Genomic DNA, 22,597 nt, shown 5'->3' with positions numbered 1-22,597 from the left:
GACGATGGCATCGCAAGACCCCAGACCGTCCCGCCAACGCGCGGACGTAGACGCCGACACCGACTCGACCGTCGAACCAGCAAACGACTCGCGGGCCGATTACGACTACGTCGGCGGCGACGTCGCGCGCTCCGCCCTCGTGGCAGACCTCACCGACCGCATCGATGGTGAGGTTCGATTCGATGAGTACTCTCGACAGTTGTACGCCACCGACGCCAGCGCCTACGAGGTGACGCCCGTCGGCGTCGTCCTCCCGCAATCGACCGCGGATGTCGCCGCGGTCGTCGAGTACTGCGCCGAGCGCGGGATTCCGGTTCTTCCTCGGGGCGGCGGAACGAGCCTTGCCGGACAGGCGGTCAACGAGGCAGTCGTCCTCGATTTTACCGTCGCCATGGACGACGTCGTCGATATCGACGCCGACGAACGACGGGTGCGAGCGCAAGCCGGAACCGTCCTCGCGGAGTTAAACGGGGCGGTCTCCAGGCACGGGCTGAAGTTCGCGCCCGACCCCGCCGCCGGAAATCGGAGCACGCTCGGCGGCGCAATCGGCAACAACTCGACCGGCGCGCATTCGTTGAAATATGGCAAGACAGACGCCTACGTGGAGGAAATCGAAGTCGTCCTGTCGGACGGAACCGTGACGACGTTTGGCGAGCTGACCATCAACGAACTCCGGAACCGCGCCGACCCCGAAGGCGACCGCGAAGCGCAGATATACGACGCGGTTCGCCGCGTCATCGACGAGGAGTCGGACGCGGTTCGCGACGCCTATCCCCAACTCAAACGCAACGTCTCGGGATACAATCTCGACCGATTGATAGCAGAATCGCGCGGTGCGCGTCGCGCCTCGAACGACGTGAACAGCGAAGCCGTGAGCGAGGAAGGCGTAATCAACCTCGCTCGGCTCTTCGCCGGGAGTGAAGGGACGCTCGGCGTCATCACGGAGGCGACCGTTTCACTCGAATCGATTCCGGAAACGAAGTCCGTCGCCCTACTCGCGTACCGCGACCTTCTCGACGCGATGGTCGACGTGGACGCCATCGTGCGCAACCACGACCCGGCGGCCGTCGAGGCCATCGACGATGTACTGCTCGACCTCGCGCGGGAGACCGAAGAGTTCGCCGAGGTCGCCGCGCGTCTTCCGGACGGCACCGAGACGGCACTGCTGGTCGAATTCTACGCCGATTCGGACGACGAACGACGCGAGAAAGTCGCCGACCTCGTCGCCGACCGCGTCGGCGATGAACCCTCGACAAACGAGGCATCTGTCGAGGATTCGGTCGCTGACACAGCCGCCGATCGATCGGGTGCGTTCGCCGCTTTGGAAGCGTACGAGGACGCCGAGCGCGCACAACTGTGGAAACTCAGAAAGAGCGGGATGCCCATCCTGCTCTCCCGAACGTCCGACGCGAAGCACATCTCGTTCATCGAGGACACCGCGGTTCCGACCGAGCACCTCGGCGACTACGTCGCCGACTTCCAGCGCGTGCTCGAAGAGAACGATACCTTCGCCAGCTTTTACGCTCACGCTGGCCCCGGTTGCATGCACATGCGCCCGCTCGTGGACACGAAGAGTACGGCGGGGGTGAATCAGATGGAAGCCATCGCGGACGGCGTGACCGACCTCGTGGTCGAGTACGGCGGGAGCGTCTCGGGCGAACACGGCGACGGACGCGCAAGAACCCAGTGGAACCGAAAATTGTACGGCGAGCGCGTCTGGGAGGTGTTCCGCGACCTCAAATCCGCCTTCGACCCCGATTGGCTCCTCAACCCCGGACAGGTCTGCGGCGACGTGGATATGACCGAAAACCTCAGATTCTCGCCCGACTACGAGTTCGACTCGGGATTCGACCCGACCCTCAATTGGCAGAACGAGAACGGTTTTCAGGGGATGGTCGAACTCTGTCACGGCTGTGGCGGTTGTCGCGGCGGGCAGGAGACGACCGGCGGCGTGATGTGCCCGACCTACCGGGCCGCCGAAGAGGAGAGCCTCAGCACCCGGGGACGAGCCAATATGCTCCGCCAAGCCATGAGCGGCGAGTTTTCGAAAGACGAGCAGTTCGACGCGGAGTTCATGCGCGAGGTGATGGATCTCTGTATCGGCTGTAAGGGCTGCGCCCGCGACTGCCCCAGCGAGGTCGATATGGCGAAGCTCAAGGCGGAAGTCGAACACGAACATCACCAGCGAAACGGCGCGAGCATCCGCGACCAAATCTTTGCGAACATCGACCAGCTTTCGGCGCTCGGGAGTGCCCTTGCGCCGCTCTCGAACTGGGCCACGAAACTGCCGGGGTCGCGCACCATCGCCGAGAAAGTCTTCGGAATCGCCCGCGAGCGAACGCTACCGACGTTCCATCGCGAGAGTATGGAAGACTGGTTCGAGAGCCGCGGTGGCGCACGCGTCTCCGAGCAGGATGCGACGCGTCGCGTCCTGCTCTTTCCGGACACCTACACGAACTACAACCATCCCGACGCCGGAAAAGCCGCCGTCCGAGTGCTGGAGGCCGCGGGCGTTCACGTTCGGATTCCCGGCGATGTGACTGCGACGGGCCGTCCAGCCCACTCGAAGGGCTTTCTCGACATGTCCCGGGAACGCGCCGAACACAACGTTTCGGCGCTCGCGCCTCGCGTCGCCGACGGCTGGGACGTGGTATTAGTTGAACCATCTGACGCCGTGATGTTTCAGTCGGATTACTGCGACCTGCTCTCGGGGCAATCCGTCGAGCGCGTCGCGGCAAACGCCTACGGCGTCATGGAGTATTTCGACAGGTTCGACCAGACGGACGCCATCGATTTCGACGCCCCCGACGAGTGTCTCACGTACCACGGTCATTGCCACCAGAAGGCGACGAAGAAGGACGGACACGCCGCGAACGTCCTCCGTGCGGCGGGCTACGAGGTGGACGCGCTCGACTCGGGCTGTTGTGGCATGGCCGGGTCGTTCGGCTACGAATCCGAGCACTACTCGCTGAGTCGAGCAATCGGGGATATTCTCTTCGACCAAATCAACGCCAGCGACGGAGACAAGGTGGTCGCACCCGGCGCGTCGTGTCGAACCCAAATCGGGGATGACAGGCGAACGACCACCCCCGACCATCCGGTGGAAAAGCTGGGCGAAGCGCTGTCGCGCAGAGTTGGTCGAGAAAAGGAATTCCGCTTCGTTAGGCGGTGAAGAGTTCCCGCGGGAACTCGGCCAGCACTTCGGCACCGTTCGATGTGACGCGGAAGGTCTCGCTGAGTTCGACACCGAAGTCGTCGAACCAGAGTCCCGGAATCGTGTGGAACGTCATGTTCTCTTCGAGCACCGTCTCGTCGCCGGGGCGGAGACTGGCCGTGTGTTCGCCCCAGTCCGGCGGGTAGCCGAGTCCCATCGAGTAGCCGATACGGTCCTCTTTCACGATATCGTACTTTTCGATGACGTCGCGCCACGCTCGCTCGACAGATTCGGCGGTGACGCCGGGTTCGACGTGGTCGAGCGCCGCTTCGAGTCCTTCGACGACGATTTCTGCTCGGTGCCGCATCTCCTTGGGCGGGTCGCCGACGAAAGTGGTTCGCGCCAGCGGGGAGTGATACCGGTTCCGACAACCGGAGAGTTCGATGATGACTGGATCGCCGCGCTCGAAGGGGCGGTCAGTCCACGTGAGGTGCGGCGTTCCTGTGTGGTCGCCGGACGGCATCAGCGGAACGATGGAGGGGTAGTCGCCGCCGAACTCGTCGGTTCCCCGGATGAGGCTGTCGTAGATTTCTGCCGCCACTTCGTATTCGGGAACGCCCTCGCCGACCGCGTCGAGTCCGGCCTGCATCGCGTTTTCGGAGATGCGGGCGGCCTGACGCATAAGCTCTAGCTCCTGTTTGGATTTGATGACTCGAACCCAGTTGACGAGGAGCGTCGCGTCGTCGAGCTCGGCGTCGGGGAGGTTCTTCTGAAGTCGGGTGTACGACTTCGCGGTGAAGTAGTAGGCGTCCATCTCGAGGCCGATGCGGGCGTCTTCGGCGTCGAGCTCTTCCAATATCTCGGCGAAGAAATCCATCGGGTGGAGGTCGTACGGCGATTGAACGTGGTCGTCGCTGTACGAGCGGATACTCTCCTCGGCGAGCCACGTCGTCGCGCGTGCGCCGTTCGCGTCCATCTCCCGCCCGACCCAGACCGGTTCGTCGCGGTCGTGGGTTACGATGACGGCTTGATGGACGTAGAACGACCAGCCATCGTACCCCGTGAGATAGTTCATGTTTGCAGGGTCGGAGACGACAAGCGCGTCTAGCTCCGCCTCGCGCATTCGTTCTTTCGTCCGCGCTATCCGCCGTTCATATTCGCTTCTATCGAAGACGGCTTGTGGCATGACAACGTCACTCGATAGGTTGTTCGGATATCGTTTAAGTTTTTTGTGTACGATACAAACGGATTATGTGTACTTCTTCCACTCGGACCGTCCTCGAATCGTCGGGAAGCGTCGGTATCGCATCGCGACCGTCTAGCCGGTTCACCAAGCAAACGAAGAAAGGCTGGTTCATTCCCCCGCACGTTCTAAAAATAAATATTCGTCAGCGAGCTCTCACTAATTTGTCTTCGCTAATGAATTTCCACCTTGGATAGTCAGATTTCGTCTCGGTACTGCTCTCCCACCGATAGCCGACTTTCATCCCTCGAATAATTCGCCCGCATTTCTTCGGCGGCGATTAATATTGCATAACTATTCATGGCCATCTCTTTACTGGATGGTCGTTGTATGTATGACGATGCTCGCATCCTTCTATCAGTACCAGCACGAAGAGGTCACGGACGGGAATCGGACGGCGGGAGAGTCCCAAACGGAGGATTCAGTGAACAAGGATTCGGAGGAGTACTTCGGTACGAATATCGCAGACTTCGACGTCGAAACGTGGGAGACGGTCGAATACGACGGCGATCCGATTCAGCGACGAACCGTCACTTTGGACGAGGTTGTCGCTATCTCCGTTCCAGAAGAGCCGGCTGCTGATGACGACCCGAATTTGCCCGGTCGAACGATTCAGATTCGCACGGGTGGTGGCCAGAAATTCCTCTCGCAGGCCAAGGTAATCGAAGTGCAAGATGCGTCACCCGGTGAGACCTGACGTGCGGAGAGGGCGAGAATCCGACCGTGCTCGAGCTCCGACTGGGTCTATCGCCCGATCCTGCTGAAATACCGTCGCGTGTGGGACGGGTCATCGACGTGCCGGAGAACCAAGAGCAGTTTGAGTCGTGCTTTGTGAGTCGGGAGGTCGTCGCCGTGCATCGCTCCGTGGTTCGCGAGGGTTCGGCCACCTCCGCGCGTTCCGTACACCGGTGCCGTCGAACCGGCGTAACAGCGTGACGTGACGACGACGGGGACGCCAGTCGAAATTGCTTGCTCGATTGCATCTCCCACTGCTGCGGTCGTGTTCCCCAAACCGGTTCCTTCGACAACCAGTCCATCGACTCCCGTATCGAGCGCCGCTTCTATCTGGTCGCCACCGACGCCCGCCCCGGATTTGACCATTCGAACGTCGATGTCCGATAGGTCACCACTTCCATCCAGATTAGCAGAGTAACTTCTAGGTTCTCGGTAGCACCGAACTTCGTCTCGGGTGGTCACCGCTACCGGACCCTTCTCGGGGGACTCGAAGGTGTCGAGTTTGCGCGTATGTCGCTTCGTCGCGTCGCGGGCCGCGTGCAGCTCTTCGTCGAACGCGATGTAGACGCCGCCCGTGTTTCGAATCCGCTCGTCGGTGAACACCCGAACTGCCGTGACGAGATTCGAGGGGCCATCCGGACTCACCTCGTCGGGACGCCGCTGTGCGCCGGTGACGACGACCGGCACGCCGACGTCGAGCGCCAAATCGAGATAGTACGCCGACTCCTCCATCGTGTCTGTCCCGTGAGTGACGACAATGCCGTCGGCACCCCCCTCGACGGTCTCTCGTATCGCTCGCCGGAGTTCCTCCAGCGTTGGTATATCCATGTCGAAACTGGGTCGCTGGGCGACCTCGCGCACGTCGAGGGCCGCGTAGTCGGCGAGTTGCGGGACGGCCGTAACGAGCGCTTCGCTACTTTTGCTCGGTGTCGCTCCGTCCGCACCGTCGGTGCTTGCGATGGTGCCGCCGGTTCCGAGTATCGAAATCGTCGGGCGCATAAGTTACTCATCGCTCCGTTGTTTCAATACTCCTCGCCTTTTCACACCGCAGTACGAGCTAGACCCATAGCGGGGCATACTTCTAAGAACGTTCGAACCGTTATCTCCTCGACAATGAGTGATATTGACGTCGCAATCGGCATCGACGCTGACTGTGTGGCGGGGTGGCTCGGATCGTACGGCGGAGAAGACTCGCCCGCAGACCTCTCTCGAGGCATCTCGGCGGGGAAGGAAGGCATTCCTCGACTAGTCCAACTCTTCGAGGACGAAAACGTCGATACGTCGTGGTACATCCCCGGCCACACGATAGAAACGTTCCGCGACGAAGTCGAGGCCGTCGCGGCAGACGGACACGAAATCGGCGTTCACGGCTACTCCCACGAAAATCCGACGGATCTCGCCCGCGAACAGGAGGACGCGATCATCGAAGCCTCCATCGACCTCATCGAGGACGTAACGGGAGAGAAACCCGCCGGTCACCGCGCCAGTTGGTGGGAGTACAGCGAGAACACGCCCGACCTCGTGGAAAAGCACGATTTCCTCTACGACAGCAGTCTGATGGAAACGCAGTTCGAACCAACATGGATGCGGAAGGGCGATTCGTGGAAGAAGATCGAGTACGACAATTCCCCCGAGACGTGGATGGAACCCTACCAGTACGGGGAGGAAACGGACGTCGTCGAAATCCCCATCAGCTGGTATCGGGACGACATTCCGCCGATGCTGTTCGTCAAACAGCCGAACTACCACACGGGATACAAAGACCCCGCGATGATGTACGAACAGTACTACAAACGGCAGTTCGATTTCCTGTACAATCGGCGCGAGGCGGGAGTGTACACGCTGACGATCCACCCCGACCTCCACGGGCTTCCACACATGATACCGCACCTCGAGGAGTTCATCCAGTACGTAAAGGAACACGAAAACGTCGAAATTACGACGCTCGAAGATATCGCGCGGAAGTTCAAAGACGACCCGTCGGTGTACGAAAGCAAAGGTGAGTACGTCTAACCGAGTGTGCGAAACTCGTTGGAACGGTGGTCGCTATCGGCCGAGAATTGGCTCCTTCAGTGCGACGACTTCGGCCATAATCGCCTCGACATTGTCGTCCCCGACGCCGTTCTCTCGGAGCGCGGTTTCGAGATACCGCCCGACGGCGTCGAAGTGGTCTTCGTCGATATCGAGATGCGCGTGCGCTTCGCGCATGTTGTCTCCAGCATACTCGGTCGGACCACCGGCGACCGCACTGATGAACTGGACTTGATGGGTGTACAGTTCGTTCATGTCCATTCCATCGAAGTACGGCCGGAGTTGTTCGTCCGCCAACACCCGGTCGTAAAAATCATCGATGACCGCTTCGACCGCGTCTTGTCCGCCGATTTCCCGATAAATTGTTTGTGCCATTGCGTCGTTTCACTGTCGGCGTCGCGTCGGGATACGGACTGTTACTAGTATATCTGGGCTTATTTAAGTTAATGTGGCATGATAACAATTCACTCGATAAGTCGGTGTTTTCGAGAGCGTTCCTCGACGGAGCGAACGACAGGCGTTCTCCTCAATCCGCCAGTATCTGTTCCAACAGTTTCGTCTGAGCGACCGAGAGGTGTTCGACGAACGTGGCTACAGAGATTCCCAACTCGTCGGCAACTGCTTCGGAATTCGACTCCTTCGGCGACTCGAAATAGCCCATCTCGTGGGCGGTTCGGAGCACATCGTACTGTCGTTCTGTGAACGCACTCCGGTCTACGAACAACAACGACCGCGTATCGTCGAGGGAATCGGATCGCGTGAGGCGGCGAACCGTAACGCCAGCGCAACACGATTGCAGGTCCGAAACGACTTCTCGAAGCGTTTCGAGGTTCGGTGCAATGAAGGAGAAAACGAGTTGTCCGGCATCGACACGAAGGTCACGAATGGGACACCCGTGTTTCGGAACGCGCGCACACGGGCAGTCGCCGTTCGCGTGACTGTACCGGTACACCGATTTCGAATCGTCGGTGAATACTTCGTCCGCCTTCCGTAACTCCGTCTGCGCGTCACCAGCACTGTCTATTGTCAGCTCTCCGATAACCTTCGTCGTCTCCGGAGTTCCGTGTTGGCTGACCGTTACGGATTCGACCGCACATTCCTCGCTCACCAAAGATGCGGGACAGCCCTCCGCGCCGCGTACTTCGACTTGTGCGTGGACGCCAGAAGCCATACGCGAAAGAGACCCGCGCCCGAACCATAAGTCGATCCGTCTGTTCATAGAACCTCATCTCGAAAAGATACTGATAATTCACTACAGAAACGGCTCCACTTATCGAATAGCGTCCCCCGAAGCGTCGAGTTGATGGACTCTCGAATTTCCTGCTGAAGACACAAACTGTCTAGCAGTGACTCTCGGACGGGAACGTCCCCTTCTTCCTCCCGCACTGCGATGCGATTCGCTACGAATCGCGTCGATTACTCCAGCGCGTCCAGTGCGGCTTTCGTGTCGAGGTGGCCGTCGCCGTGGTAGGTCGGGTCGCGCGGCGTAGCCGTTTTTATCAGGTGTTCACGAACTTCCTGCGGCGACATTTCGGGTGCGAGACTGCGAATCAGCGCCGCGGTACCGGCGACCGCCGGGGCCGCCATGCTCGTCCCTGCTTTCCACGAATAGGTCGGCTCGAACGACGCGTCGATTTCGTCGAGCGCATCGAGATCGGCGTCGCCACCGGGTGCGCTGATATCGATCGTGTTCTCGCCGTAGTTCGTGTAGAACGCCGGCGACCACGTTTCGTCTTCGACGTGGTTCGACGCAGCGGGGTAGTTGCGCTTTTTCTGCGCGTTTCCGTCGCCAGGGTCGCCCCAGCGGTAGCCGATTGGACCGGTTGCGCTGATGCTCATGTAGTTCTTTATTTCGTTCGGGAGGCTGATGACGTCGCCGTCGGTGTCGAGGTTCGCACTGTCGTTGCCCGCGGCGGCGACGATACCCGCACTGTGGGTTCCGTGGTCGCTTCCGACCGGCGCGAAGGTGCCGTCGTCCGACGTGAAGTTCTTGGAGAGGACTTCGTTGAGCGACCCGAGGTCGGAGCGGCTCGGCAGGATACTCGAGTCGATGATGGCGACGCTGGTTCCTTCTCCGCGCGTTTTCAAGTGCACCGCCGGTATGTCCTGCGTTTGCTGGTCCCACTGGAGGTCGTACAGCGGGTCGTTCGTCTTCTTCTTTCCCCTTCCGAGATTTTCCGGAGGGCCACCGGCCTCGCTGTCGCGCTCGACTTTATTCTGGTACGATACTAATAATACACCGCGCAGCTACAATATTCACAAAAAGTCCGTTTCGGATCTATTCCGTCCGACACATACCTCATCGACGATTGCGTCCTCGCCCTCCTTCTATTGCGAATCGAAGTGCCCGAACTTCTTCAAGAACTTCGTTCCACTGCGCAAGCGTTCCGGGAATCGAAGCGGTCGTCGCCTGTCGGTCTATCGTCGCGCGAACGTCGCGCGGGCTTTCGATATTTTGGAACCGGAGACCGCCGCCGCCCGCTACTTCGATTCCAACGGTTCCGTAGTCGAACATCGTCCCGCGAATTCCCTGTCGGAAACGACTGTTCTGCACCCTGTTTATCGATAGCTGCCGGACGTTTCGCGAGAGAATGCCCGTTTTTCGGTAGAGCGCGCGGTCGGTCACGACGAATCGCGTGTTCGAGATGGTGAGATAGGAGAGAACAGGAAGTGTGATTCCGAGAGGAAATAGCAAAAACGCGATCGGCTCCCCCGCCGTCACCGCCACCGCAATCGACCCAACGACGAGGAACAGTCCGATGAGTAATGCGGGAAGAGCGCTCATCAGTCGTGGACGACCCTGCCACCGTATTTCCTCGTTGGCGTCCAATACGAGCCAGTCGGTTCCGTTCATGGTCTGTCGTTCCCGTTCATAGCCGGTCGTCTTCCGGTTCGCTCCAATCTCCGTCCGCGTTCGCGTTCGACGGCTCACCATCGTTTTCGACGGCGTCCCGAATAGCACGCAGTTCGGCCAAAATTTCTCCCAAGACGGCGTTTTTGTCGCCTTCGGTGTCGGTTCCCGTTCCTCGTTTCTTGTTTCGCTCGTTGATGAGCGACTGCAAATCCCGCGGCGCATCGACGTTGTCGAAGCTCATTTCGACGCCGCTTCCCCCGGCAGTGCTAATATCGACGGTTCCGTACCCGAACTGCGCGCCGAAAAAGCTCTGTCGATAAGAGGTGTCCTGTACCTTGTCAAACTCGATTCGCTGGACGTTCCGCGATAGTACGCCCGTTTTCTTGTAGAGCGCGTCGTTCGTCACCACGTAGTTCGTGTTCTGATAGGAGAGATACGCGGAAACCATGATGACGAGGCCGACGACAACGAGGGTAAGGGGAATTCCAACGACGAACGCCGGGACGAGACTGTACGGATGCTGTTTACCCGCCCAGATTACCTCCTCACCGTCATCCGGCGAAAACCAATCGAACGATTCGTCCATACTTTGGTGTCGAACCGACACGGGATAATGATTCCGTGCATCGGCGGTGAAAATTCGTTACTCAGCGCAGTTCGACGGCGTCGGCAGTGACGACGACGGTGTAGCTGTGGTAGTTGAAATGAACCTCAGTTCCGCTGTGTTGCCGTCCCGGATAGGGGCGAAAGAGGTCGTTCAGCGCGTCAGGGTCGATGTGGTCATACAGCGGGTCGTCCAACTGCAACTCGGTCGCGGTCGCCGTCGAAACTGCTCTGACGACTGCCTCGCTCACTCTCTCGTCCGGACGTATTGCGTAGCGTTGTGGCGATTTTGCGGCATCCGACTCCGTCTTGTTCCGTATTGTTGGTTGTCTTGGTTGCATGCTGACTCACTCTCGTTGTCCTGAAACTGTACGCAACGACGTTATATTTAAAACCCCGTCAGACGCATCCGTATTTCACGTTGACATTTAGATCATTTCTGATAACTCATCCAGATAGCTATTAAGCATACGCTTATATGCAACAAAGTTGCGATAGTGGTATGGTAACTGGACTCACCGACGACGATTTTCGACAAATCCAGAAGTTTGCACAGACGCCACGGCACCAACGAACCCCCGAATTGCTGTGTTCGACGCTCGAACGAGATGACGAGAATACGACGTCAGCACAGCCCAGTTCCGAAACGAGCGCCCGAGAAAATCAGACTGAAACCTAAGGAATTTTAGCTCGCGTCTTCACCGAGCGGTTCAGAGCGCTCCCGATACACGCCGTAAACCCGCTCAGCCCACTTGCGAGCGATGGCCGTCTCGGAGTCCACGAACACCTGCATCGTTCCGGTTCGCTCGTCGTAGCCGCCGATTCCGACTCGGTCGTCGAAGATGGCGAGTCCATAGGGAAGTGCTTCTCGCGTCCGCAGTTTGAGGTGGCCGCGTTCGAGCGCGGCGGTCGCGGGTTCCGGATACGTCTCGACCAGTTTCTCCACCGCGTCCGGGAGATAAATTATCTCCGTATCGATGTTTTCGAACAGTTGTTCGTGAAACGCGCCCAGCGAAAGTGGTACCATGTGCGTCGTGTTGAATCCGCGGAGCGTGTCCGATTTGTCGAGGAGCGTGAGGAATCGCTGAACCGGCCGATACGGATCCGCTGGCGATGCGACCGTGACGGTCGCGTCGCCGAACGGTTCGATGACGAACTCCTGGTGGCTCTGGCAGATGGATTCGAGCAGCGGTGCGAGTCGCTCCGCGGTTGCGAGATTTCGCTCGAATCGCCGAACCTCCTCCGTGACTACCTGGCCGTACCCCGTCAATCGGAACCGGCCGTCCACCTTCTCCGCGAGGTCGTGTTCGCCAAGCCATCGAGTGAACCGATGGCTCGTCGCCCGCGACACGCCCAACTCGGCCTCGATTTCGCGCCGGTCGAGCGGCGCATGAACGAGGGCTTCTAACACCGGCCCGTGCCGGACGAAATCGATTAACTGGTCGGTGTCGATTCGCCGTACCGTCTCGCCCGCGTCGTCCGTTCGTAGTTCGAGATTCGTCTGCAGCAGTTCGTCGAAGATACTGCCCTCGTCGCCCGTCGATTTTCGCTCGTCTCGACCCGCGTTTTGATCCTCTCGGTTAGCGTCCCGGTTTCGACCTCTGGGTTCCGCTCCGTGCTCGACCATACTGTATATTTGGTACCATATGGCATAGCAATATCGCGTCTCACATCGTGAGACAGGTCGCAGAACGTGAACAGTCATCTCAGGAACTGAAACCAATTTTGATGGGTGAGGCTAACCGGAATCCGGTCGTCCGTTCTATTGTGGTACGGGATACCAGCGAACAAGGATGCGAACCGATATGACTTCCACCGACACCGCTTCAAACTCATCGGCCGAATCGAAATTGACCTCACCGTGGCGCTCGCCGACAGTTCAAATCGTGCTCGCGGCGACGCTCCTCGCTCCGCTCGGCGTGCCGCTGGTTAGCCCGACTCTGCCCGCGTTTCGGGACGCCTTCGGTATCTCCGACGCGCAGGCGAGTCTACTCATCAGCACGTACTTCCTCGTCGGAATCGTGCTGTCGCCGTTCATCGGCATGCTCGCAGACAGAATCGGACGACGGACGGTTCTCATCAGCTGCCTCGTCGTCTTTAGCCTCTCGGGCGGGGCGATTGTCGTCGCTCCGAGTTACGAGGCCGTGCTCGCCCTTCGTATCGTCGGCGGCACCGCCGCGGCGGGCATCTTCATCACCACCGTGACGCTCATCGGCGACACGTTCGAGGGAACCCGACGGAACGCGGTTCTCGGGATGAACAATGCCGTCCTCTCGGCAGGGGCGGCGATTTTCCCGCTCGTCGGCGGTGCTCTCGCGACCGTCTCGTGGAATGTACCCTACTTCGTCTACTTGGCGGGACTTCCGCTCGCCTTTTACGCCGTTCGGCACCTCGAAGAACCGTCCCACGAGCGCGATTCGCAGGGGGTCGCCTATCTCCGGCGCGCGGTTCGCGTGCTGAGTGGCACCGACGCTCTCGTCCTCTACGGCGCGGCTTGCATGACCGAACTCCTGCTGTTCGGCGCGGTAATCACCATCATGCCGTTCCTCCTCGAAGGAAATTTCGGCATGTCCGCGCTTGCGATTGGCGTCGTCCTCGCGGTCTCGGAAACGTCGTCCGTCGTCGTCTCCGCGAAGAACGGCTGGTTCGCCCGCTACCTATCCAACTACGGCCTCATCGCCGTCGGATTCGCGTGCTACGCCGTGGGTTTGTTCGGCGCGTGGTTGGTTCCTACTCCGGTCGGTATCACGCTCGCGATGCTCGTCTTCGGTGCCGGACTTGGCCTTTCGATGCCCGCGGTCGATGCCGCAATCAGCGACCTCGTTTCGGTGGGCCTTCGCGGCGGCGCGCTGAGCCTTCGAAACAGTACCACGTTCCTCGGTCGGTCCGCCGGCCCGGTCTTGTTCGCCAGTATCGCCGCAGTTACAGGGTACTATCCGCTGTTCATCGCCAGCGCGGTCGTCGCCCTCGCCGTCGCGTTCTTCGTCCTCTCGATGAGCGTGATTCGAACGCGGCAAATCACGCACGCGGAAGAGCCGGCCTGAAAATCGGCACCGAATTTCCAATAGCAATAACGCTCTTTTCGTCGCCTGTCGTTGGTCACCCATGGCAACTGTAGTTGGAGTCGTCTGCCCCGAGGGAGTCGTTCTCGCTGGTGACCGACGACAGACAGCGGGCGGAACCGTCACCTCGGACTCGGTACAACGAGTGTTCGACTACGATTTCGCAGGTTGTGCAGTCGTGGGCGATCCTGGTTCAATTGGGAAATTTGACCGCACCTTCGACGCCGAACTCCGCACGTATCAAACCGAACGCGAGGAACCGGTGTCGTCTACCCGACTCGCACGAACGGCGGGCGAAATCGCCGAGGAAACGGGCGTCGATGCGCTCGTCGCGGGCAGGGACGAGGACGGTTCCGTCGTCCTCCACGAGGTCGGAAACGACGGACGAACCGTGGAAACCGAAGTCGCCGCGCTCGGAAGCGGTTCGCCGGTCGCGTTCGGACGACTCGAAGGTGGGAAGACGGCGGACGATTTAGATGCGGCGGAAGCGCTTGTTCGGGACACCCTCCGCGCTGTCGCGGAACGAACGACGGACGCGGGAACCGACATCGACGTGTTCCGACTCGAACGAACCGCGTAATTCGTGGGCACTAGGAAGCATTCCGTTCGTGGGCGGATTCGCGAGTTGTGCCGTCGTCGCCCCAGTTCATCCGGTGGCAATTGCTGTCTTTCTCGATTCTGCGGAACCAAATGAACCGAAACCGACGCCGTCAGATATGTTGTATTTATAACTATCACGCTAACCATTTCGACAGAATAGCGCGATTTATTTCTAAACCAACAGAATTGCACAGTTTTAGAACTACTCTAAAGCAACCCATTGGAAGCGGTGAAGGCGCTCGTTGGAAACGAGTTCGCTCACGAACTGGCGTTCACGCATCCGAGTCGGGACGAGAAGTGGCGGTGAGATGACGAACGTTTCCTCGCGAAACGAATCGTGCTACCGGCTCGTCCGGCGACGGACGGTCATCGGGATTTCTTTTTTCGGGCGAGCGGTAACCGTCGCCATCAAGTCTAGTTCCGTCTCCGGCGTCAGTTCGAGATGGAACTGCTGGTAGATGGTCGCAAGCAGGAGGCGGGCTTCCAGCATGGCGAATCGGTCGCCGATACAGCGCCGCGGCCCGGCCGCGAACGGGAAGTAGGCTAGTTTCGGGAGCGACCCTTCGAACTCCTTGGTCCAGCGTTCCGGTTGGAACGCGAGGGGGTCGTCGTACCATCGCGGGTCGCGGTGGACGACCCACTGATTCATCTGCACGGTGGAACCTGCGGGAATCTCGTAGCCGCCGATGATGTCGGGCTTGACGGGTTGGCGGATGATTCCCGGCACCGGGGGATAGAGGCGCATCGACTCTTTGACCACCTGCTCAGTGTAGGCTAACTCGGGAAGATCTGCCATCGTCGGCGAGCGTCCGTCGAGCACCTCGTCCAACTCCGCCACCAATTTCTCCTCGACTTTCGGATGCTCGCCGAGAACGTACATCGTGAGGGTAAGCGAGAGCGCGGTCGTTTCGTGTCCCGCGAGCAGAAGAGTCACCACTTCGTCCCGAATCTGCTCGTCGGTCATTCGGTGGCCGTCGTCGTCGGTTACGTCCAGAAGCGTCGAGAGAACGTCCTGCTCGGCCGGATTTTCGCGTCGTTGTTCAATGAGGTGATACACCACCCCATCGAGTTTCTTTCGGGCTTCTCGGATTTGAAGACGCGCCGGTGTCGGAATCCCCGGCGGAAGCACCATGTTCGCGAGGCTTTCCGTAGCCTCCATAAACTCCTCCAGCGATTCGGCAATGGGCTCGACGTAGTCGTCTATATCGACGCCGAACAGCGCCTGTGCGACAATTTTCAGCGTCAGCGTCATCATGTCGTCGTGAACCAATCGCGTTTCGCCATCTGCCCACGTTTCGAGCATCTCTTCGGTCAGCGTCGTCATCATCTCGGCGTAGGCTTCGATTCGACCCGGATGAAACGCGGGCTGGATGAGGTGCCGATTTCGACGCCAGACGGCGCCTTCGCTGTTCAAAATTCCGTTCCCCGTCATCGGGCCGAGGGTGCCTTGAAAAATATCTCCCTTGACGTAGTTCTGGTTGTTCTGCACGAGCACCTGCTCGATATAATCGGGATGGTTGAGTTGGTAGACGTTTCCGTGCGGTTCCTCCATGTACGCAATGTCGCCGTACTCGCGTGCAGTCCGCGTCATGAAACCGAACGGGTCGCGGAGGAAGGCTAGCCGGGTTCCGACTATCGGTAGGCCGTCGGGACCGGGCGGCATCTCTTTCGTGATTGGGGGTGTGTCGCTACTCATCCTTACTTGACTAGTGTTCCCCATTCCGTCTATCTCTGTAGCCGAGCATCCTAGGTGGATTTAAATATCGACGAACCTGACTTCGACCATGAGGTCAGCCACCGTCGTACTGAGGTGGGACGACGTGCAGGTTCACCCTATCGACGACCTGTTCGCGCAGAGTGACGACCTGACCGTCGAGGCGATTCGGTACGTGAGCCCCGTCCACGAGGGGATGTACGTTGAACTGCTCGAACTAAGGGGCGATTTGGAACGCGCCAGGACACTGCTCACGGAATCGCCCGACGCAATCGAGTTCGACGTCGTCGGAAGCGGCGGACGCGGTGTCGTCTACCTCCAGTGTCGAACCGCAGGACTCGTCGACAAACTGATCTCCCTCCTCCACGAACACGAACTGGTTCTTGACTGGCCGATGCGCTACATCGACACCACCGACTCACAAGGACTCCAACTGACCGTTCTCGGTACGGACGAGGCTATTCGAACCGCCGCCAGCGAACTTCCCAACGGGATTCACCTCCGACTCGAACGGCTTGGGGAGTACCGACCGAGCGCGGGACGACTCTCCTCGATGCTAACCGAACGGCAGTTGGAACTGTTCGAACTCGCCGTTCGCGAGGGTTACTACGAGGTGCCACGACGGACTACCCACCGAAACCTCGCCGAAACGCTCGACATCTCTACCGGAACCGTGAGCGAACATCTCCAGCGAATCGAGGCGAAACTCATCTCGGGATACCTCGGGTAGTCCGACGAATGCGAAACGCCGATTCTGGCGAAGGACAATTTATTTATCTTTTGTCTGTGGCAATATCTGGTATGAATAAAGCGCTCGCCGTCGTCGAAGCATCCAAATCAGCAAAAGCACTGGTCACAGAAGCCGGGAAACTCGCGGAAGGCATCGGGGCTACTCTCGTTTTGCTCCACGTCACGAGCGACGAAGAGTACGAAAAAACGCGGGGGTCGCTCGAAAGCATCCCGAATCTCGAAACGTCCTATACCGCGGGACAGGCGCTCGATGGCGCGCGCCAGTTCGCGGAGGATATCGGTCGGGAGGTCCTCGACGACATTAACATCGAGTACGATGCGGTGGGGCGCGTCGGCGACGAACGCGACGAAATTTTGGCCGCCGCCGAGGAGTTGGACTGCGACCACGTCTTTCTAGTGGGACGCAAGCGGTCGCCGACCGGGAAAGCCATCTTCGGTGATCGGACACAGTCGGTTATTCTCGATTTCGACGGCGCGGTCACCGTCGTCACCGAGTAGAACGTCGAATCGGAATCGGTAAGGTGATACTAAAATGATAATAAAATCGAATGTTGGGTCGATTACTTGGCAGTAATCCGGTTTCGAAGCCGATAGCTCTGTCAGCGGACGAACTATTCAATCTCTGCCGTGTGGAACGTCGCAGACACGCGATTTGTATCGTCTCCGAAGTGGACGCCCCGATACAGATGCGAATGCTGGTCGATGAGGTGACCGCCCGCGAGTTCGGTTCCGACGCCACGTCCAACCAGCGAACTACCGTCTACACGACGTTCTATCAGCGACACGTTTCGGTGTTGTAGGACGCGAACGTGATCTCCGCGCCCGACGGCCCGAGCAGGATACTCCATCCCGAGGAGAACGCGGAACCCCTCGCCGAACTACTTTCGTTCGTGGACGACGTTTCCGAGTGAGGTCGAAAACCACCGTCTATCCCCGATTCACCACTCGTCGTCGAGTTTTCTGCGCGAGACCAGATACCCCGCGTGAGTTCGCCAGCATCTCCCGCTTTCCACGTGTTCGACTCGATAGCGCGAACCACAGGCACCACATCGTCGTTCTGTCGGATGCTTAACCGCCTCCGATGCGCGATACCGGCGCGCATCCCAATCGCAGGACGAACAACGTAATCGAAGTCGAGCCTCCGAAAACGTTCGGCAGTGTCGCGGTGCGGCCAGTTCTCGTGCTTTCTCCGCAAACCGAGTCCCGTGCCCCGACTCGCCGAACTGCTGGAACTCCCACGCATGAACCAGTTCGTGTCGAATCGTTTCGGTGAACTCCTCCCAGCCGAAGGCGCGGTAGGCGCTCCACGTCAGTCGAATCGTGACTGCTTCGGTTCGAGGGTCGTAGAGACAGGCACCGGCACGACGCACTGCGCGCTCCGAACACTCCCAGTCGATTTGCGACAACTCGACCTCTATCGGAACCCCCTCCGCGTAACGTTTCGCGGCGGAGAGCAATTCGTCGCGCGTCGTCGGTTCCATTCGTCGTGGCATTCTCACCGAAAAACCATAACGCTCCCTCTCACATTTTCTCTCACACCTTTTCTTCCTCGACGACATACTCCGCGTATGAGAGAGGTACGAAACGAGCCGTCCCAATCGCGGGAGCGGCTGATACAATCGTTCTGGGAACGCCATTCGAACCCGAAAAGCGGCTGGTCGCGGGTGCTGTCGTATCCCGTGCTGATGATATCGCTCTACCGCCACGACTGGAAACTGCTAGGACTAACGATACTGTTCGTCATCGTCAATCCGGTTCTGTTCCCGAAACCCGACCCCGAAGCCGTGGCGGAGAGCTGGATGTTTAGAGGCGTTCTCGGCGAACAGCTCTGGCTCACACACGGCGGCAAATCCGGCTATCCGAACGTGCTGAACAGGCTTAACGTCCCGATTTTCCTGTACGGGCTGTATTCGGCGTACCAACGGAACCCTCGAAAAACGGCTATTTGTACCATTGTCTCCGCCGGACTCAAATTCTGGTTCGTCGCCGAGATGGCGCGGTATTACGACGCAAATCGCGAACAACTCGCCTAATTCGGTTCTCGCCGCGCTGTTCAGTCTAACCGTTCCATCTCGTCCGACGAAAGTTCGATCGAGGCCGATTTGACGTTCGCGTGGAGATGCTCCACGCTCGACGTGCCGGGAATCGGGAGCGTGACGGGCGAGTGGTGGAGCAACCACGACAGCGCGATTTGTCGCTGTGAAGCGCCGTGGTCGTTTGCAATCTCGCGCAGTGCGTCGGCTTTGTCGCCCAAATCGCCCGCGCCGAGCGGATACCACGGAATGAACCCGATACCGGCGTCCTCGCAGGCCGAGAGGACTTCTTCGTGTTCGCGATTGGCCACGTTGTACTGGTTCTGCACGGTCGCAACCTCCACGATGTCGCGGGCCGTTTCGAGTTGGTCTGTGTCCACGTTGCTCAGGCCGACGTGGTCGATTTTCCCCTCGTCCTTGAGTTCCGCGAGCGCGTGTACTGAGTCCGAAAACTCCACGTCCGGGTCGGGGCGGTGAAGTTGGTACAGGTCGATGCTGTCGGTTCCGAGGCGATCGAGACTACCCAAAATCGCGTTTCTGAGGTAGTCCGGGTCCCCATTGGGGAGCCAATCCCCGTCGTCGTTTCGCAGGAGCCCCCCTTTCGTCGCGACGACCAAATTATCGGGGTAGGGATGCAGGGCGTCCCCGATGAGTCGCTCGCTGACGCAGGGGCCGTAGGAGTCCGCCGTGTCGATGAAATCCACGCCGAGAGAAATCGCTTCGTGGAGGACGCGACGCGCCTCTTCCTCGCTGTCGGGCTTGCCGATGATATCCTCGCCGGTGAGCCGCATCGCACCATATCCCAGGCGATGAACGGTCATCTCGCCGCCGATGTCGAACGTGTCGCTCTCGTTTTCAAGTGCCATGCACGGACGATTGTGAGACAATGGGTAACCTCTTTTGGCAAACTGAATTGGTTAATCGAGGGAAACTGCGCTATCGAACCCCACCGCGTTGATTCCCGGTGAAATGGCAGTACTTATAAATCGCTTCCGCTCATGCCTGTTAGTATGTCACAGGAAGTCGCTGGATTCGACGATGAATCCGGCCTCCCACCCGCCGTTTGGGAGGCGCTCCAAACCCTCAAAGCGGGTATCGTAAGTACCGGCCTGATGTTGTTTATCTTCACCATCGCCGAGGCGGAAACCCGATTCGCACTCGGCGTCCCCGCCGCAGTCGCCGAGTTCGTTGGCATGCCAGGCCAACTGTACCTCGGATTCGCGGTGTTCGTCTTCGCTGGCGTTGTCGTTTGGCCCCTGTTGTTCGCGGCGATAGATGACAACCTGCGGGTGATTCCGGCCGGGGAGGACGTCGGAATCCGCGGCATCGTTTTCGCGCTGATTCTCTGGGCCGCGTTCCTCCTGTTGGGGTCGGCGGGCCTACAGCTCGAAGGGCCGTTTTTCGTCCTCTATCTGGTTTTTACTCTGCTCGCCCATCTCGCCTACGGTTATTCACTTGGTATTCTATATGCGCGATTTACGCACCAACCGACAACGCAGTAACAGTCTCTCTTCGAAGTGGTCGTTATACGCATCCCTGCACTGCATTGACATCGACCCGACACGTTCCTTGTCCCCCTGTTATAACATTCTGTAACGGTCTGCTGCTCGTCGGACGCGAACAAAGCTCTCAAAACGATCTTAACCAACATCTGAGAAGGAAACCCGTTTTGTTCGCCAGGTGCGTCTTCTTTCGGCCGGTTGCGTCACCTGTTCCGCTAAAAACGATCGTGTTTCCCGGCGTTCGGGACAGTCTCTTGTCGGATACCGAACGATATTCCACACAGTTGGGGAGAGTTGCCAAGCGAACTGCGAACGGGTTCGGAGATTACCCCGTTTCTCACTCTCCGCGCCGTCACTGAAACCGCACCCGTCACTATAAGCCACGATCCGCAGCTGAGCCGCCTGTTCGACACCGTCGTCCGCATCGAGGATGGAACGGTTCGAACCGCCGAGTGACCGCGACGAGGGGATACGGTTACTTGGCAGTCAGAGTATCACTCTCTCGCGAAAACAAGCAGTAACGTCGCTACTTCAACCGCTTCTCGAACCACTGCCATTCGCCGGTGAAGAAGCCGTACTCCTTTAAATTCCATACATCAGCATCCGTAACAATCGGCCCTTTTCGGTAGGACTGGAGCATGTTCCACATCCAGACCATCGTTCCGAGCGCGATGATGACCGCGCCGACCGTTGCGACCTGCTGGAGGGGTTCGAACCGCGGGAAGTACTCCGCGTATCTGCGCGGGAGGCCGAGCATCCCGAGAACGATGAGCGCGTTGAACGTTATCGTCACGCCGATGAACGTGAGCCAGAAGTGGATTCGCGCGAGCGTCTTGTTGAACATCCGCCCCGTAAACAGCGGGAACCAGTAGTAGACGGCGGCGAACATGGCGAACGGAATCAACCCCATGATGATGAGGTGGAAGTGGCCGACGACGTAGTAGGTGTCGTGAAGCACCAAATCGACGGGAATCGATGCGAGAAAGATTCCCGTCACGCCGCCGATGATGAACGTCGCGATCGACCCCACGCAGAACAGCATGGGAGCTTCCAGCCTGACGTTTCCGTTCCACATCGTCGAAATCCAGTTGAATACCTTCACCGCGCTCGGCACCGCGATCGCCAGCGAGATGGCCATGAAACTCGCCCGGATTCGCGGGTCGATGCCGGTCGTGAACATGTGGTGGGCCCAGACGCCGAACGAGAGGACGCCGATGGCGAGCGTCGAGTAGACGACGAACTTGAAGCCGAACAGTCGTCGTCCGGTAAACCGTGGAATGATGAGGCTAACCAGCCCCATCGGCGGGAGGACGAGGATGTACACCTCGGGGTGGCCGAAGAACCAGAACAAGTGTTGCCACAGAATCGGCCCACCGCCTTCGACCGCGAAGAAGGTGGTGCCGAAGTTGCGGTCGAGGAGGAGCATGATGAGGGCACTGCCAAGCAGTGGGAACGCGAACAGGATGAGTCCGGCCTGTGTGAGGAACGTCCACGACAGGATGTCCATCTCGGCCCACTCGACTTCCCGCTGCGTGAACGTCGTGGCGATGATGTTGATTGCCCCGATGGTGGTGCTAACCCCGGATAGGTGCAGGCCGAGGAGCATCAAGTTGATAGTCGGATTCGGCTGTTCGGCCGAAAGCGGCGTGTAAATCGTCCACCCGGTTTCGGGCGGCTTGAGTTCGAAAAACGGCTGTGCGGCGGCTTGCCCCAGAACGGGTTGGATGATGTGTCCTCCTACGTCGGAAATGAGGCCGAACCGAACCAACAGCAGCGCTGGCGGGAGGAGCCAGAACCCGATAGCGTTCAGTCTGGGGAACGCCATATCGTCGGCCCCGAGGAGCAGGGGGAGGAAGTAGTTCGCAAACCCGAACAGGACGGGCGTGGCGAAGAAGAACAGCATTGTGACGCCGTGCATCGTGAACAGGCCGTTGTAAGTTTCGGCGTTCCACACGTCCACCTGCGAGGTGAACAGTTCCGTCCGAATCATCATGGCGTCCGTGCCGCCCCAGAAGAACGCTACCGCGCCTAATAACAGGTAGAGCGCGCCGATATCCTTGTGGTCAACCGTCGTTATCCACCTGACGAGGCCGGCCGGCTTGCCATATCCAGATTCGAAACCAGTGGCGTATCCCCCGTCGGGTTTGGGATTTGAGACCTTCGTTTGCTCATCTATCGAACGAGACAGCCAGAGTGCGACCGCTACCAGTGCGATACCGAGTCCTGCACCAGCGGCGGCTTCACCGAAGAGGTTCATTTGTAGTCGGGTGCGCGATGTCGTCGAATGCTGGCGATGGTTGCCGCACGATACGGGTT

At 59.2% G+C, this 22,597-nt stretch carries 25 protein-coding genes; 12 read left to right on the top strand and 13 right to left on the bottom strand.

Going from position 1 to position 22,597, the window contains the following annotated elements:
* Window positions 1-4: 4 nt before the first annotated feature.
* Window positions 5-3,172, top strand: coding sequence for an FAD-binding and (Fe-S)-binding domain-containing protein (locus LIX15_RS08270; protein ID WP_227773266.1), 3,168 nt, complete (start codon window positions 5-7; stop codon window positions 3,170-3,172).
* Here LIX15_RS08270 and LIX15_RS08265 read toward each other — a convergent pair.
* Window positions 3,162-4,340 (bottom strand): M24 family metallopeptidase, encoded by a 1,179-nt coding sequence (locus LIX15_RS08265; protein ID WP_227773265.1) that lies wholly within the window; start codon window positions 4,338-4,340, stop codon window positions 3,162-3,164. The two genes, LIX15_RS08270 and LIX15_RS08265, sit on opposite strands and share 11 nt — an antisense overlap.
* A gap of 397 nt (window positions 4,341-4,737) precedes the next feature.
* Between LIX15_RS08265 and LIX15_RS08260 the strand changes: the two genes are divergently transcribed.
* Window positions 4,738-5,094, top strand: a complete 357-nt coding sequence (locus LIX15_RS08260; RefSeq protein WP_345411547.1) for a hypothetical protein — start codon at window positions 4,738-4,740, stop codon at window positions 5,092-5,094.
* Between the two features lie 47 nt (window positions 5,095-5,141).
* Here the strand turns inward: LIX15_RS08260 and LIX15_RS08255 are convergent, their stop codons facing one another.
* Window positions 5,142-6,131 carry an asparaginase gene (locus LIX15_RS08255; protein ID WP_227773263.1) on the bottom strand — a complete coding sequence of 330 codons (990 nt, stop codon included), beginning with the start codon at window positions 6,129-6,131 and terminating at the stop codon, window positions 5,142-5,144.
* Between the two features lie 114 nt (window positions 6,132-6,245).
* On the opposite strand from LIX15_RS08255, the gene LIX15_RS08250 reads away from it, so the two are divergent.
* Window positions 6,246-7,145: a polysaccharide deacetylase family protein gene (locus LIX15_RS08250; RefSeq protein ID WP_227773262.1), complete on the top strand. Its 900-nt coding sequence runs from the start codon at window positions 6,246-6,248 to the stop codon at window positions 7,143-7,145.
* A 33-nt stretch (window positions 7,146-7,178) separates the two neighbouring features.
* Here the strand turns inward: LIX15_RS08250 and LIX15_RS08245 are convergent, their stop codons facing one another.
* The 6 genes from LIX15_RS08245 to LIX15_RS08220 all read right to left on the bottom strand — a co-directional run bounded on the left by LIX15_RS08245 (window position 7,179) and on the right by LIX15_RS08220 (window position 10,961).
* Window positions 7,179-7,538: a group I truncated hemoglobin gene (locus LIX15_RS08245; RefSeq protein WP_227773261.1), complete on the bottom strand. Its 360-nt coding sequence runs from the start codon at window positions 7,536-7,538 to the stop codon at window positions 7,179-7,181.
* Window positions 7,539-7,689: 151 nt separating this feature from the next.
* Window positions 7,690-8,334, bottom strand: coding sequence for a helix-turn-helix domain-containing protein (locus LIX15_RS08240; protein ID WP_227773260.1), 645 nt, complete (start codon window positions 8,332-8,334; stop codon window positions 7,690-7,692).
* Window positions 8,335-8,579: 245 nt separating this feature from the next.
* Window positions 8,580-9,251 carry a S8 family serine peptidase gene (locus LIX15_RS08235; protein ID WP_227773259.1) on the bottom strand — a complete coding sequence of 224 codons (672 nt, stop codon included), beginning with the start codon at window positions 9,249-9,251 and terminating at the stop codon, window positions 8,580-8,582.
* Window positions 9,252-9,462: 211 nt separating this feature from the next.
* Complete coding sequence (locus LIX15_RS08230; RefSeq protein WP_227773258.1) at window positions 9,463-10,098, bottom strand: PH domain-containing protein; 636 nt, start codon at window positions 10,096-10,098, stop codon at window positions 9,463-9,465.
* Window positions 10,034-10,603, bottom strand: a complete 570-nt coding sequence (locus tag LIX15_RS08225) for a PH domain-containing protein (RefSeq protein WP_227773257.1) — start codon at window positions 10,601-10,603, stop codon at window positions 10,034-10,036. The genes LIX15_RS08230 and LIX15_RS08225 overlap by 65 nt, the downstream gene beginning before the upstream one ends.
* 61 nt (window positions 10,604-10,664) lie before the next feature.
* Window positions 10,665-10,961 carry a HalOD1 output domain-containing protein gene (locus LIX15_RS08220; RefSeq protein WP_227773256.1) on the bottom strand — a complete coding sequence of 99 codons (297 nt, stop codon included), beginning with the start codon at window positions 10,959-10,961 and terminating at the stop codon, window positions 10,665-10,667.
* 161 nt (window positions 10,962-11,122) lie between these two features.
* Here LIX15_RS08220 and LIX15_RS08215 point away from each other — a divergent pair, with 161 nt between their 5' ends.
* Window positions 11,123-11,299 carry a hypothetical protein gene (locus tag LIX15_RS08215; protein WP_227773255.1) on the top strand — a complete coding sequence of 59 codons (177 nt, stop codon included), beginning with the start codon at window positions 11,123-11,125 and terminating at the stop codon, window positions 11,297-11,299.
* 6 nt (window positions 11,300-11,305) lie between these two features.
* Here LIX15_RS08215 and LIX15_RS08210 read toward each other — a convergent pair whose 3' ends face one another.
* Complete coding sequence (locus LIX15_RS08210; protein ID WP_227773254.1) at window positions 11,306-12,247, bottom strand: helix-turn-helix transcriptional regulator; 942 nt, start codon at window positions 12,245-12,247, stop codon at window positions 11,306-11,308.
* A gap of 178 nt (window positions 12,248-12,425) precedes the next feature.
* Between LIX15_RS08210 and LIX15_RS08205 the strand changes: the two genes are divergently transcribed.
* Both LIX15_RS08205 and LIX15_RS08200 read left to right on the top strand, forming a co-directional pair.
* Window positions 12,426-13,664 carry an MFS transporter gene (locus tag LIX15_RS08205; protein ID WP_227773253.1) on the top strand — a complete coding sequence of 413 codons (1,239 nt, stop codon included), beginning with the start codon at window positions 12,426-12,428 and terminating at the stop codon, window positions 13,662-13,664.
* 61 nt (window positions 13,665-13,725) lie between these two features.
* Complete coding sequence (locus tag LIX15_RS08200; protein WP_227773252.1) at window positions 13,726-14,262, top strand: Ntn hydrolase family protein; 537 nt, start codon at window positions 13,726-13,728, stop codon at window positions 14,260-14,262.
* 360 nt (window positions 14,263-14,622) lie between these two features.
* Here the strand turns inward: LIX15_RS08200 and LIX15_RS08195 are convergent, their stop codons facing one another.
* Window positions 14,623-15,978 carry a cytochrome P450 gene (locus LIX15_RS08195; RefSeq protein WP_227773251.1) on the bottom strand — a complete coding sequence of 452 codons (1,356 nt, stop codon included), beginning with the start codon at window positions 15,976-15,978 and terminating at the stop codon, window positions 14,623-14,625.
* Window positions 15,979-16,066: 88 nt separating this feature from the next.
* Between LIX15_RS08195 and LIX15_RS08190 the strand changes: the two genes are divergently transcribed.
* From LIX15_RS08190 to LIX15_RS08180, 3 genes are all read left to right on the top strand, one after another.
* On the top strand, window positions 16,067-16,726 hold the full coding sequence (locus tag LIX15_RS08190) for a helix-turn-helix domain-containing protein (protein ID WP_227773250.1): 660 nt from the start codon (window positions 16,067-16,069) through the stop codon (window positions 16,724-16,726).
* Window positions 16,727-16,797: 71 nt separating this feature from the next.
* Window positions 16,798-17,244: a universal stress protein gene (locus tag LIX15_RS08185; RefSeq protein ID WP_227773249.1), complete on the top strand. Its 447-nt coding sequence runs from the start codon at window positions 16,798-16,800 to the stop codon at window positions 17,242-17,244.
* Between the two features lie 50 nt (window positions 17,245-17,294).
* A complete protein-coding gene (locus LIX15_RS08180; protein ID WP_425556775.1) occupies window positions 17,295-17,546 on the top strand; it encodes a DUF7344 domain-containing protein in 252 nt (83 codons plus the stop codon).
* Window positions 17,547-17,684: 138 nt separating this feature from the next.
* Here LIX15_RS08180 and LIX15_RS08175 read toward each other — a convergent pair whose 3' ends face one another.
* Window positions 17,685-18,239 carry a SprT-like domain-containing protein gene (locus LIX15_RS08175; RefSeq protein WP_227773247.1) on the bottom strand — a complete coding sequence of 185 codons (555 nt, stop codon included), beginning with the start codon at window positions 18,237-18,239 and terminating at the stop codon, window positions 17,685-17,687.
* 75 nt (window positions 18,240-18,314) lie between these two features.
* Here LIX15_RS08175 and LIX15_RS08170 point away from each other — a divergent pair, with 75 nt between their 5' ends.
* Entirely contained in the window at window positions 18,315-18,779 is a 465-nt protein-coding gene (locus LIX15_RS08170; RefSeq protein ID WP_227773246.1) for a DUF6653 family protein, read from the top strand.
* A 20-nt stretch (window positions 18,780-18,799) separates the two neighbouring features.
* Here LIX15_RS08170 and LIX15_RS08165 read toward each other — a convergent pair whose 3' ends face one another.
* Window positions 18,800-19,645 carry an aldo/keto reductase gene (locus tag LIX15_RS08165; protein WP_227773245.1) on the bottom strand — a complete coding sequence of 282 codons (846 nt, stop codon included), beginning with the start codon at window positions 19,643-19,645 and terminating at the stop codon, window positions 18,800-18,802.
* Window positions 19,646-19,789: 144 nt separating this feature from the next.
* Between LIX15_RS08165 and LIX15_RS08160 the strand changes: the two genes are divergently transcribed.
* Together LIX15_RS08160 and LIX15_RS08155 are read left to right on the top strand one after the other, a co-directional pair.
* Window positions 19,790-20,281 (top strand): DUF6789 family protein, encoded by a 492-nt coding sequence (locus tag LIX15_RS08160; protein WP_227773244.1) that lies wholly within the window; start codon window positions 19,790-19,792, stop codon window positions 20,279-20,281.
* A gap of 294 nt (window positions 20,282-20,575) precedes the next feature.
* Complete coding sequence (locus LIX15_RS08155) at window positions 20,576-20,737, top strand: hypothetical protein (RefSeq protein ID WP_227773243.1); 162 nt, start codon at window positions 20,576-20,578, stop codon at window positions 20,735-20,737.
* A gap of 70 nt (window positions 20,738-20,807) precedes the next feature.
* On the opposite strand, the gene LIX15_RS08150 is transcribed toward LIX15_RS08155, so the two are convergent.
* Window positions 20,808-22,538 carry a cbb3-type cytochrome c oxidase subunit I gene (locus LIX15_RS08150; protein ID WP_227773242.1) on the bottom strand — a complete coding sequence of 577 codons (1,731 nt, stop codon included), beginning with the start codon at window positions 22,536-22,538 and terminating at the stop codon, window positions 20,808-20,810.
* Between the last annotated feature and the right edge of the window lie 59 nt (window positions 22,539-22,597).

It is taken from the genome of Haladaptatus pallidirubidus, from assembly GCF_020700235.1.
Lineage (GTDB): Archaea > Halobacteriota > Halobacteria > Halobacteriales > Haladaptataceae > Haladaptatus > Haladaptatus pallidirubidus.
This window is presented reverse-complemented; position numbering and strand designations above follow the sequence as displayed.